We start from the raw sequence: 12,353 nt of genomic DNA, 5'->3' as shown, positions 1-12,353 counted from the left end.
CCCGTGCTGCATGCCGGATCACGTTGGTGCCCAGGTTCTAACCGCGTATACCGCTATGAAGAGAGAAGCGCCGGCCGATCAGTCCGCGGGCAGCGGGTGCAGCGGAAGGTCATGCTCGCGGGCCAGCGCCTGCAGGTCGGCGCAGGAGCGGCCCGCCACGAAGGCGGCGACGGCCTGGTGCGTGGCCGGTGCGCGCGGGTCGCTCTGCGGGGGCAGCCCCGCCGCGGTGAAGAGGCGCTCCGCGAAGTGCGGCTCCAGCGCGGCCAGGGCCACGCGGCCATCGGCGCAGGCATGGACGGCGTAGCCCGCATGCGCGCCGCCGACGTCGCCAGAGGGCGTGGTCAGGCCCCAGGCGTGGGGCAAGGCCAGCCAGTGCGCGGCGTCGGCCAGCGCGACGTCGATGCAGGCGCCGCACCCGGATGTGCCGCGCGCCAGCAGCGCCTGCAGCACGGCTTCGGTGGCGGCGAGCGCGCCGGCCATGTCGGCATGCAGCGAGGCGGGCAGCGCGCAGCCGGAGTGGGCGAGCAGCCCGGCCTCGGCCTGGTAGGTGAGGTCGTGCCCCGGTTCCTCGGCCCGCTCGCCCGCCGCGCCGACGATGCGCACCAGCGACAGGCGCGGCCAGCGCTGCTGCAGCGCGCCCCAGTCCAGGCCCAGCCGGGCGAGTGCCGAGGGGCGGAACGAGGTCAGCAGCACGTCGGCCGCCGCCAGCTCGGCCTGCAGCGCGGCCTGGCCCTGGGGTGTCTTGAGGTTGGCCTGCACGATGCGGATGCCTTCGTGCAGCGCGGCGTAGGCCGCGGGGCTGTAGTGGCCCATGGGGTCGCCGCTCTGGTGGCCTGCGGGGGCGGGCGGCTCCAGCTTGGCGCAGTCTGCGCCCAGCTGCCGGCAGCGCAGCAGGGCGGCGGGGCCGGGCAGGTTCAGCGCCAGGCTGAGGATGCGGGTGTGCCGCAGCGGCTGCAGGGCCGGGGCGAAAGAGGGTGGGGTGGTCGAGGGCATCCACCCGTTATACCCACGGATGCCCTGCGGCGCAGTCCCCTCCGCAGGGCTGCGCCGCACCGGCCGGGGCGCTGGGCTCAGCGCGCCAGCGCCTGTCCCACCAAAGGGAAGAGGCCCAGCAGCAGGCAGGCGCCCATCAGCGCCAGGCAGACCAGCACGGCCCACTTGAGGGTGAAGCGCTGGTGGTCGCCGAAGTCCACGCCGGCCAGGCTGACCAGCAGGTAGGTGGAGGGCACGAGCGGGCTCAGCAGGTGAACGGGCTGGCCGATGAGCGAGGCGCGGGCCATTTCCACGGCGCTGATGCCGTAGCCCTGGGCGGCTTCGTTCAGGATGGGCAGCACGCCGAAGTAGAACGCGTCGTTCGACATGAAGAAGGTCAGCGGCATGCTCAGCAGCGCGGTGATGCTGGGCAGGTAGGGCCCCAGGCTCGGCGGGATGGCCGCCAGCAGGCCGCGCGACATGGCTTCCACCATGCCCGTGCCCGACAGGATGCCGGTGAAGATGCCGGCCGCGAAGATCAGCGCCACCACGGCCAGGGCATTGCCCGAGTATTCGGCGATCAGGTGCCGCTGGTGCGCGAGGTTGGGGTAGTTGATGACCATCGCGATGGCGAAGCCGATCATGAACAGCACCGGCAGCGGCAGCAGACCCATCACCAGGGCCACCATGAGCGCGGTGGTGAGCGCGAAGTTCACCCACAGCAGCTGGGGGCGGCGCAGCTCGGCGGTCTCGGCGCCGGCCATGGTGGGCAGATGCTCGCCCGTGCTCTCGTCGTCGCCCTGCACGGCGGACGTATCGGCCGTGCCCTCGCCCGGCAGCGCCACGCGGCCCAGGCGGCGGCGTTCGCGCAGGCCCAGCCAGAAGGCGATGGCCATCAGGCTGGCGATGGCGATGCCCATGGCGGGCACCATGGGCACGAAGACCTCGCCCGGGTCCACATGCAGCGCGCTGGCGGCGCGGGCCGTGGGGCCGCCCCAGGGCGTCAGGTTCATGATGCCGCTGGCCAGCAGCGCCACGCAGGTCAGGTTCAGCGGGTTCATCTTCAGCCGCTTGTAGAGCGGCAGCATCGAGGCGATGGTGATCATGTAGGTGGTCGAGCCGTCGCCGTCGAGCGAGATCAGCAGCGCCAGCGCGGCCGAGCCCATCACGATCTTGAGCGGGTCGCCCTTGACCAGCTTGAGGATCACGCCCACCACCGGGTCGAAGAGGCCCGCGTGGATCATCACCCCGAAGTACAGGATGGCGAACATCAGCATCACGCCGGTGGGCGCGATCTTGCGGATGCCGTCCAGCATCATGGTGCCCATGGTGGGGCCGAAGCCGCCCAGCAGGGCGAAGACGATGGGGATGATGATGAGCGCGACCAGCGGCGAGAGGCGCCGGGTCATGATGAGCGTCATGAACGTCAGCACCATGCCGAATCCGAGCAGGGTCAGCAGCATGGCGGGGTTCTCCGGGTGGATGGCATCGGGGGTGTCTCCGTGATCTATCGAATCGAATGCGGGGGCAGGAAAAGGAACGCACAGCGAACGCCTGCGCCCAGTGCCTGGGCCACAGGGAGTGCGGCGGGGTGAACCTTAGGCAGCGACCCTGTCGTGCGCCTGTCGTGGGCGGGCCTATAGGTGGATGTGCTGATGGGGTAAACCCTGGTGTCCATGGCCGGCGCCGGGGCCGATTGCAGCGATACTGCCGGGCTTCGCACCGACGCCCCCGACATGTATCCGACGACCGTTGACGCCGCCGCCTCTGCCGTTGCACTGCCTTGCCGCTCCGCCATCGCCGCCGTTCCCTCTGTTTCCGCCGTTGCTGCCTTCGCGCGGCGCGGGGCAGGGGGCTGACGATGCGCATCCTGGTGGTGGAAGACGACACCGACCTGGCCGAGGCCGTGGTGCGCCGCCTGCGGCGCCAGGGCCACGCGGTGGACTGGCAGTCCAACGGCCGCGAGGCCTGCGAGGTGCTGGGCTATGCGCAGTTCGACCTGCTGCTGCTCGACATCGGCCTGCCCGGCATGGATGGCCTGGCGCTGCTGGCCCACCTGCGCCGCCAGGGCAACAAGACGCCGGTTCTGATGCTCACCGCGCGCTCCGACATCGAGGACCGCGTCAACGCGCTGGACGAGGGCGCCGACGACTACCTCGACAAGCCCTTCGACTTCCGCGAACTGGACGCGCGCTGCCGGGCCCTGCTGCGCCGGCCGCAGGGGCAGGCCTCCGGGCTCTGGGCGGTCGGCGGCCTGGCCATCGACAGCGCCGCGCGCCGCGTCAGCCTGCACGGGCAGGAGCTGGATCTGCCGCACCGTGAATTCAGCCTGCTGGAGATCCTGGTCGGCCGGCTGGGCCGCGCCGTCAGCAAGGACGAGATCGCCGGCCGGCTCTTCCACTTCGACGAGGACGTGGGCCTGAACGCCATCGAGGTCTATGTGGGCCGCCTGCGCCGCAAGCTGGCCGGCAGCCAGCTGGTGATCACCACCGTGCGCAGCGTGGGCTACCGTGCCGACGTGCTGCCGCTGCCCCCGGCCGATGGGGCCCCGCCGGCCCCGGCGCCCGCCGATGGCGGCCGTTGACGGCGCGCTGGGCGCAGGCCCCGCGCCCGACGCCCCGGTGCGCACGCTGCCCGCCGTGCGCCGCACGCTGCTCACGGCCATCGCCGCGCTGTTCGCGCTGGCCACCGTGGTGCTGTTCTTCGCCGCCCGCAGCTACGGCCTGAGTGCGGCCGACCGTTCCTACGACCACCTGCTGCGCGCCTCGGCCCTCTCCATGGCCGACAGCGTGGCCTTCGTGCAGGGCCGTTGGCAGGTCGATCTGCCCTATGCCGCGCTCGACCTGCTGGCCATGGCGCCCGAAGACCGCGCCTTCTACCGCATCGCCGGGCCGGACGGCGCCACCATCACCGGCTATGCCGACCTGCCCGCGCCGCCGGCGCCGCTCTCCACGGGCGATGCCGATGGGCTGCAGCCCGTCTTCTTCAGCGCCCAGTACCGCGGCGCGCCCGTGCGCTTCGTCGTCGTGCCGAGGGCCATCGCGGGCGGGCCGGGCTCGGGCCGCTTCTGGGTGCAGGTGGGGCAGACCCGGCAGGCGCGCGACGCGCTGGCGGCCGACATCGTCTGGCGCGCCACCGCCGCCATCGCGGCGCTGATGGCCTGCGTCTTCGGCCTCTTGTGGCTGGGCGTGGACCGCGCCTTGCGCCCGCTGGCCCAGCTGCAGCGCGAACTGCTGGAGCGCGAGGCCTCCGACCTGCGCCCCATCGCCAGCCCGGTGCCGCGCGAGCTGGCGCAGCTGGCCGGCGCGCTCAACGGCTTCATGGGGCGACTCGCGCTCAACCTGGATGCGCTGCGCACCTTCATCGCCGAAGCCGCCCACCAGATGCGCACGCCGCTGGCCGCGCTCATCGCCCAGGCACAGGAAGGGCTGGACGACGACGACCCGCGCGCCCAGCGCCAGAGCCTGCAGGCGGTGGAGCGCAACGCGCTGCGCCTGCGCCGCCTGCTCAACCAGCTGCTGAGCGATGCCAGCGTCACCCACCAAGGGCAGCTGCAGCGCTTCGCAACCATCGATCTGCTGGCGTTGGCCCGCGAGGCCCTGCGCGACGTGGTGCCGCGCGCCGAGCCGCAGCCCGTGGTGCGGCTGTGGGTGGAGGTTGATCTGCTATCGAAAGCGGAGCTGCTGGCCCAGTACCCGCAAGCGCTGGAGGCCAGAAATGCCATGAATCCCGCCCCCTGCGCCTGGGTGCATGGCGACGCGCTGATGCTGCGCGAGGCGATCAAGAACCTGGTGGACAACGCGCTCAAGCACGGCGTGCCGCCCGGGCAGGACGAAGAAGAGGCGGCGCAGCCCGCCACCGTCGATGTGACGCTGCGCGCCGTGCCCTCCGGTTGGCAGCTGGAGGTGGCCGACCGCGGCCCGGGCGTGCCCGAAGGCCAGCACGCGCGGCTCTTCGAGCGGTTCGTGCGCGGGCCGGGCGCGGCGGCCGGCGGCGCGGGCCTGGGCCTGGCCATCGTGCAGCGCGTGGTCGCCGGGCACGGCGGGCGCATCGAGATGGCGGCGCGCGAAGGCGGCGGCTGGCGCATCGCCTTCACCCTGCCGGGGGTTGCCGATGGCGCGCCGCCCCCATCCGCGCAGCCATCGCCCGTGGAGCGTTCGCCATGAACACCACCATCCCCTCCCGCCGCCGGTGGCTGCAGGGCCTCGCCGCGCTCGCGCTGGCCCCGGCCGGCGCCGCGCCTGCCTTGGCCGCGCCGCTGCCCAACGCCGCCGCCAGGGCCATGCGCGGCACGACCACCGTGCGCGGCGATGCTGCGACGGTCACCTTCTTCCCGCCGGCTTCGGGCCGCCAGCAGGCGCTGCTCAGCATCGACTGCGCGACCGACACGGCGCTCTTCGCCCCGGCCATCCGCGACTTCCAGCGCCGCGAGCCTGACCTGGCCGTGCGCTGCGCCGACCGGCAGAGCCTGGACATCCACGCCCAGGCCCTGGCCCGCGCCGAAGGGCGGCTGCGCGGCGCCGCGCCTCCGCTGGCAGCGGACGATGATGCACCCGACCTGCTCGTCAGCAGCAGCCTGGACCTGCAGACCCAGCTGGCCAACGACGGCCATGTGCTGGCCCACCCCTCGGCGCTGGCGCGCAGCCTGCCCGCCGGCGCGCACTGGCGGCACGAGGTGTTCAGCCTGGGCGCCGACGCGGTGGTCATGGTCTATCACCCGCGCCTCTTGCCGCAGCACCTGGCGCCGCGCACCCGCGGCCAGCTGCTGGCGCTGCTGCGCGATCCGCACCGGCCGCTGGCCGGCCGCCTGGGCACCTACGACGCCACCCGCAGCGGCCTGGGCTACCTGCTGGCCACGCAGGACTCCCGCCAGGACAGCACCGCCAGCGTGCTGCTGGCCGCCATGGGCGCCAACCGCGTGCGGCTGGGCGACCACATCGATCCGCTGCTGGATGCGCTGGAGCGCGGCGAACTGGCGCTGGTCTACAACGTGCCGGCCTCCTACGCGCAGGCCCGCATCGCGGCTGGCTCGCCGCTGCGCGTGGTGGTGCCTGAGGACTACACCCTGCTCACCACCCGCTCGGCCGTCATCCCCGCCACGGCGCCCCATCCGGAGCTGGCCCGGCCCTTCCTCGACTACCTGATCTCGCCCGAAGGCCAGGCCGTGCTGGCCCGCGACACGCGGCTCATCCCCATCCGCCAGGCGGTGGCCGCCGGCACCGCCGGGCGCACCGCCGGCATCGACCCCGAACTGGTGGGCGCGGGCGCCAGTTCATGGCGCCTGCTGGCGCCCGGGCTGGGGCTGCTGGTCTATCTGGACCCGCTGAAGCGCCAGCGCTTCCTGCAGGCCTGGGCGACCAGCATGGGCACGGGCTAAGAACGTGTTCCCGATCTCGCAGGGGATCGCGTTGGAGCGCAATCGGGATGAGTGGATGCTTCGGATGCGCCGCATGGGCTGGTGCCCATGCAAGCAGCCGGGGCGTCAAAACTCGTTGCCATGGCCCGATTTCGCTCCAACCCGAAGGGCAGCGGTGTGGGCGGTCGGTCTGCGGCGTTGCGGCGCTTGTGGATAGCGGGGCTATCCACTGCGCACCGCGCCTTGCATCCCATCCCGCCGACGTAGCTGCGCGACCCCTGGGAGATCGTGAGCACGTTCTCAGGGGGCACGGCCGCCCGGGGAACGATGAGATAATCGAAGGCTTTCGCCCCTTCCATTTCCACCGAAAAGACGCCGCTTGGCATGCGCTGGCTCCAGCGCGGCAGGCCGCGCAGAAAGACCCGGATGAAAGTCTCTGAAATCCGCGCCAAGTTCCTCGACTTCTTCGCCGAGCGCGGCCACACCGTGGTGCCTTCGTCGTCGCTCGTTCCGGGCAACGACCCCACGCTGATGTTCACCAATTCGGGCATGGTCCAGTTCAAGGACGTGTTCCTGGGCACCGACAAGCGTCCCTACAACCGCGCCACCTCGGTGCAGGCCTGCCTGCGTGCCGGCGGCAAGCACAACGACCTGGAGAACGTGGGCTACACGGCCCGCCACCACACCTTCTTCGAGATGCTGGGCAACTGGAGCTTCGGCGACTACTTCAAGCGCGAATCGCTGAAGTGGGCCTGGGAGCTGCTCACCAAGGTCTATGGCCTGCCGCCCGAGCGCCTGCTGGCCACCGTCTATCAGGAAGACGACGAGGCCTACGACATCTGGACCAAGGAGATCGGCCTGCCGCCCGAGCGCGTGATCCGCATCGGCGACAACAAGGGCGGCCGCTACAAGTCCGACAACTTCTGGATGATGGCCGACACCGGCCCCTGCGGCCCGTGCTCGGAGATCTTCTACGACCACGGCGCGCACATCCCCGGCGGCCCTCCGGGCAGCCCCGATGAGGACGGCGACCGCTTCATCGAGATCTGGAACAACGTGTTCATGCAGTTCGACATGAAGGAAGACGGCAGCGTGGTGCCGCTGCCCGCGCCCTGCGTCGATACCGGCATGGGCCTGGAGCGGCTCGCCGCCATCCTGCAGCACGTGCACAGCAACTACGAGATCGACATCTTCGATGCGCTGATCAAGGCCGCCGCACGCGAGACGCACACCACCGACCTGGCGAACCCCTCGCTCAAGGTCATCGCCGACCACATCCGCGCCACCTCGTTCCTCATCAGCGACGGCGTGATCCCCAGCAACGAAGGCCGCGGCTACGTGCAGCGCCGCATCGTGCGCCGCGCCATCCGCCACGGCTACAAGCTGGGCCAGAAGACGCCGTTCTTCCACAAGCTGGTGAAGGACCTGGCCGAGCAGATGGGCGATGCCTACCCCAAGCTGCGCGAGCAGCAGCAGCGCATCACCGAAGTGCTCAAGGCCGAGGAAGAGCGCTTCTTCGAGACGCTGGCCAACGGCATGGAAATCCTCGACGCAGCCCTCGCCGGCGACGCCAAGGTGCTGCCCGGCGACGTGGCATTCAAGCTGCACGACACCTACGGCTTCCCGCTCGACCTGTCGGCCGACGTCTGCCGCGAGCGCGGCGTGACGGTCGATGAAGCCGGCTTTAACGCCGCCATGGAGCGCCAGAAGTCCCAGGCCCGCGCTGCCGGCAAGTTCAAGATGGACCGCGCGCTCGAATACACGGGCGCTGACGGCGAATTCGTGGGCTACACCACGCTGGGCTCCACCGCCACCGTTACCGCGCTCTATGCCGACGGCGTGAGCGTGCAGCGCCTTGAAGAAGGCCAGGCCGGCGTGGTCGTGCTCGACACCACGCCGTTCTATGCCGAATCCGGCGGCCAGGTGGGCGACCAGGGCTATCTGCGGGCCGACCGTGCCGACTTCGCCGTGTCCGACACGCAGAAGATCAAGGCGCAGGTGTTCGGCCACCACGGCGTGATGGAGCGCGGCGAGCTGCGCGTGGGCCAGACGATTTCCGCCGAGGTGGACAAGCCCCTGCGCGAAGCCACCCTGCGCAACCACTCCGCCACCCACCTGATGCACAAGGCCCTGCGCGAGGTGCTGGGCGATCACGTGCAGCAAAAGGGCAGCCTGGTGACGCCCGAGCGCACGCGCTTCGACTTCACGCACGGCGCCCCGGTGACCGATGCGCAGATCCGCGAGATCGAGCGCCGCGTGAACGCCGAGATCCTGGCCAACACCGCCACCGATGCGCGCGTGATGGACATCGAATCGGCCCAGAAGACCGGCGCCATGATGCTGTTCGGCGAGAAGTACGGCGAGACCGTGCGCGTGCTGGACATCGGCAGCAGCCGCGAGCTGTGCGGCGGCACCCACGTCGAGCGCACGGGTGACATCGGCCTCTTCAAGGTGGTGGCCGAAAGCGGCGTGGCCGCAGGCGTGCGCCGTATCGAGGCCGTGACCGGCACCCATGCGCTGGCCTACCTGCAGCAGCTGGAAGACACCGTGAGCCAGGCCGCAGGCGCGCTGCGCGCCCCGGTGGCCGAGATCACCGGCCGCATCGGCCAGGCGCTGGACCAGGTCAAGGCGCTGGAGCGCGAAGTGGCGGCCCTGAAGGGCAAGCTCGCTTCCAGCCAGGGCGACGAACTGGTCGGCCAGGCGGTGGACGTCAAGGGCCTGAAGGTGCTGGCGGCCACGCTGCCCGGCGCCGACGCCAAGACCCTGCGCGACACCATGGACAAGCTCAAGGACAAGCTCAAGACCGCCGCCATCGTGCTGGCCGCCGCCGATGGCGACAAGGTGCAGATCGCCGCGGGCGTGACGGCCGACAGCACGGGCCGCGTCAAGGCGGGCGAGCTGGTCAACTTCGTGGCCAGCCAGGTCGGCGGCAAGGGCGGCGGCAAGGCCGACATGGCCATGGCCGGCGGCACCAACGCGGCCGCGCTGCCGGCGGCCCTGGCCTCGGTGCAGGCCTGGGTGGCCGAGCGGGTCTGAGTCCCGCCGCCGGCGCTTTCGGGCGCCCATGAAGAAAGGCCTGCACATGCAGGCCTTTTTTTCGTCTTCGATAGCGGCTGCGGCCCTGGCTGGTCGGCCGGAAAGGCCTAGAAGAGCTCGACGTCGTCCTGCCGCACGGCGGTGGGGAGGTGGCCTTGCTTGACGAGGTCGCCGTAGAAGCACACCCGGTTGCGGCCATTGCCTTTGGCGTGGTAGAGCGCCTGATCCGCCCGGCCCAGGATCTCGACGGGAATGCCCAGCTGCGTGCCGACGAAGCCCACGCTGACGGTGACCTGGCCGACCTGGGGGAAGGGGTGCTCCTGCACCGCCTCGCGGAAGCGATTGAAGATCCGGTGCGCCATCTCCAGCGTGGTGGAGCGCAGCAGCACCACGAATTCCTCGCCGCCGAAGCGGAAGATGCGGTCCTGCGCCCGGAAGGAGCTGCGCAGGATGTTGGCCAGGAGGATCAGCACCTCGTCGCCGTAGAGGTGGCCGAAGCGGTCGTTCACCTGCTTGAAGTGATCGACGTCCACCACCGCCAGCCACTGCTGCGCGCCCTGTTCGGCGTCCTCCGGCCCCAGTTCGCTGGTGCAGAGGGCGTTGCCGGCGATGCGCCGGGAGAACTCCTCGTCGAAGGTCTTGCGGTTGAAGAGGCCGGTGAGCGCGTCGCGTTCGCTGTAGTCCAGCAGGTTCTGGTAGTTCTGATAGACGAAGAACACGCTCCTGAGCACATCGACCTTGTGCGGCGCGAAGGGGCGCGACTGCGTGATCTCCAGGCAGCTGTGCACCTCGTCGTGCAGCCAGATGGGCAGCCACATCACGTGCACGCCCTTGCGCGGCGAGTGCAGGGCGCTGATCTCGCGTGCCTCGATGCATTGGCCGAGCACGGGGAGGTCCGACAGCGGCTGCGCCTTCTTGTCCTCCGACGGCTCGTGCACGGCCGTCGTCACCCATTGGTCTTCGTGCAGCCAGACGCGCGGGCGCACGAAGAGCGCGTCGTCCTGGCGGAAGATGTCGAGCGAGCGCACCTGCTTGACCGACGGCAGCTTGTGCAGGGTGGAAAGCACCGACAGCTCCAGGCGAAGGTGGTCGCGATGCCCCGTCATTTCCACCAGATGGGCAAGAATGGGTTGCATGGGCGGCCTCCGCTTCCTTCGATCGCAGCCGGTCAGGGCCGGCGTCTGAACACCACGTCCCACACGCCGTGTCCGAGCCGCAGGCCGCGGTTCTCGAACTTGGTGAGCGGGCGGTAGTCGGGCTGCGGCGCGAAGCCGCCTGCCGGCTGGCTGTTGGCCAGCAGCGGCTCGGCCGACAGCACTTCCAGCATCTGTTCGGCGTAAGGCTGCCAGTCGGTGGCGCAGTGCAGGTAGCCGCCGGGCTTGAGGCGCGCGGCCAGCTTGGCGACCAGCGGCGGCTGGATCAGCCGGCGCTTGTTGTGCTTCTTCTTGTGCCAGGGGTCCGGAAAGAAGATGTGGATGCCGTCGAGCGAGCCGGGCGCCAGCATGTTGTCGATCACCTCGACCGCGTCGTGCTGCAGGATGCGGATGTTCCCGATGTCCTGCTCGCCGATGCGCTTGAGCAGCGCGCCCACGCCGGGCTCGTGGACCTCGCAGCACAGGAAGTTGTCGTCGGGCCGCACGCGGGCGATGTGGGCCGTGGCCTCGCCCATGCCGAAGCCGATCTCCAGGATCAGCGGGGCCGTGCGGCCGAAGGCGGCCGCCGCATCGAAAGGCTGCGCCGCATAGCTCAGCAGGAAGCGTGGGCCCAGGTCCTCGAAGGCCTTGGCTTGGCCCGTGGTCGTGCGGCCTGCACGGCGCACATAGCTCTTGATGGTCTTGGGATAGGCCACGCCGGCAGGCGCGCCGGACGCGCTGGAGGCGGGTGACTCTGCGGTCACGGTGGCGGATTCGGCGTTTTCGCCGGTGGAGGAATAAGTTGCGTTCACGGTGACAGATTGTAGTTTCGCTGCCAGGCCGCGACCCAAAAGCCGAGCGCCTGCGCGATGGCCGGGCCCGCGTCGTGGGGGGGCTCGTCCGCAGGGGCGGCCGGGTGCGCCTCGGGCAGGCCCAGCGCCTGCGCGGCAGCGGCCAGCGCCTGCAGCGGCCGGCGGGTGTCGATGGGCGGGGCGCCGTGCTGCTTGGAGAGCTTCTCGCCATCGGCGGCGCGCACCAGCGGCACATGCAGGTAGCGCGGCGTGGGCAGGCCCAGCGCGGCCTGCAGCAGGATCTGGCGCGGCGTGTTGTCGGCCAGGTCTTCGCCGCGCACCACATGGGTCACGCCCTGATCGGCGTCATCGACGACCACGGCCAGCTGGTAGGCCCAGAGCCCGTCGGCGCGGCGCAGCACGAAGTCGCCCACCTGCCGGGCCACGTCCTGCTGCTGCGGGCCCAGGCGGCGGTCGGTCCAGCTCACCGCGCTGTCTGCTATCGAATCAATAGCTTTCTGCGCAGGCGCCACCTGGGCTGGTGGCTGATTTTGCTGGTATTCGGTGGCCGCGAAGCGCCAGGCGCGCGCGGGCCGCCCGTTCAACCCGTGGCGGCAGGTGCCGGGGTAGGGCAGCTCGCTGTGCCGCTCCCGGGCATGGCCGGCGGCGGCGAGGGCCGCCTCGATGTCGCGGCGCGAGCAGGCGCAGGGGTAGGCGCGCTGCTGTGCCACCAACCGGTCCAGCGCGGCCTGGTAGCGAGCGTTCCGGGCCGATTGCCACACGGGCGGCTCGTCGGGCACCAGGCCGCAGGCGGCCAGCTGCTGCAGGATGGTTTTGGCCGCGCCCGGCACGCAGCGGGGCGTGTCGATGTCTTCGATGCGCACCAGCCAGCGCCCGCCCGGCGCGGCGCGCGCATCGAGCCAGCTGGCCAGGGCGGCGACCAGCGACCCCGCGTGCAGCGGGCCGGTGGGCGAGGGCGCGAAACGGCCGATGTAGCGGCCTGCAGTGGGCTCCGCATCGAGACGGGTGCCGGCGAGGGGAGAGGGTGGAACCGGGAACAAGGCG

At 71.1% G+C, this 12,353-nt stretch carries 9 protein-coding genes; 4 read left to right on the top strand and 5 right to left on the bottom strand.

Annotated elements, in window-relative coordinates; genetic code table 11:
* Window positions 1-78: 78 nt before the first annotated feature.
* Window positions 79-993 carry a CoA transferase gene (locus tag BM070_RS10315; protein ID WP_092939499.1) on the bottom strand — a complete coding sequence of 305 codons (915 nt, stop codon included), beginning with the start codon at window positions 991-993 and terminating at the stop codon, window positions 79-81.
* 77 nt (window positions 994-1,070) lie between these two features.
* Window positions 1,071-2,435: a CitMHS family transporter gene (locus BM070_RS10310; RefSeq protein WP_092939498.1), complete on the bottom strand. Its 1,365-nt coding sequence runs from the start codon at window positions 2,433-2,435 to the stop codon at window positions 1,071-1,073.
* A gap of 398 nt (window positions 2,436-2,833) precedes the next feature.
* Here BM070_RS10310 and BM070_RS10305 point away from each other — a divergent pair, with 398 nt between their 5' ends.
* From BM070_RS10305 to alaS, 4 genes are all read left to right on the top strand, one after another.
* Entirely contained in the window at window positions 2,834-3,556 is a 723-nt protein-coding gene (locus tag BM070_RS10305) for a response regulator transcription factor (RefSeq protein ID WP_092939497.1), read from the top strand.
* Window positions 3,543-5,138, top strand: a complete 1,596-nt coding sequence (locus BM070_RS10300) for a sensor histidine kinase (protein ID WP_092939559.1) — start codon at window positions 3,543-3,545, stop codon at window positions 5,136-5,138. The genes BM070_RS10305 and BM070_RS10300 overlap by 14 nt, the downstream gene beginning before the upstream one ends.
* Entirely contained in the window at window positions 5,135-6,349 is a 1,215-nt protein-coding gene (locus tag BM070_RS10295) for an ABC transporter substrate-binding protein (protein ID WP_092939496.1), read from the top strand. The genes BM070_RS10300 and BM070_RS10295 overlap by 4 nt, the downstream gene beginning before the upstream one ends.
* Window positions 6,350-6,754: 405 nt before the next feature.
* Window positions 6,755-9,364, top strand: a complete 2,610-nt coding sequence (alaS, locus tag BM070_RS10290) for an alanine--tRNA ligase (protein ID WP_092939495.1) — start codon at window positions 6,755-6,757, stop codon at window positions 9,362-9,364.
* A gap of 107 nt (window positions 9,365-9,471) precedes the next feature.
* Here alaS and BM070_RS10285 read toward each other — a convergent pair whose 3' ends face one another.
* Genes BM070_RS10285 through gluQRS form a run of 3 tightly spaced genes read right to left on the bottom strand, consistent with a single transcriptional unit; the run spans window position 9,472 to window position 12,349 of the window.
* Window positions 9,472-10,500 (bottom strand): GGDEF domain-containing protein, encoded by a 1,029-nt coding sequence (locus tag BM070_RS10285; protein WP_092939494.1) that lies wholly within the window; start codon window positions 10,498-10,500, stop codon window positions 9,472-9,474.
* 32 nt (window positions 10,501-10,532) lie between these two features.
* Window positions 10,533-11,261: a tRNA (guanosine(46)-N7)-methyltransferase TrmB gene (gene trmB / locus BM070_RS10280; protein ID WP_245785180.1), complete on the bottom strand. Its 729-nt coding sequence runs from the start codon at window positions 11,259-11,261 to the stop codon at window positions 10,533-10,535.
* A gap of 44 nt (window positions 11,262-11,305) precedes the next feature.
* The gene (gene gluQRS, locus BM070_RS10275; RefSeq protein WP_092939492.1) at window positions 11,306-12,349 is read right to left on the bottom strand and encodes a tRNA glutamyl-Q(34) synthetase GluQRS; all 1,044 of its coding nucleotides are present in this window, start codon (window positions 12,347-12,349) and stop codon (window positions 11,306-11,308) included.
* Window positions 12,350-12,353: the final 4 nt, after the last annotated feature.

The sequence above is a fragment of the Paracidovorax wautersii genome (genome assembly GCF_900113035.1).
Classification (GTDB): Bacteria; Pseudomonadota; Gammaproteobacteria; order Burkholderiales; family Burkholderiaceae_C; genus Paracidovorax; species Paracidovorax wautersii.
This window is presented reverse-complemented; position numbering and strand designations above follow the sequence as displayed.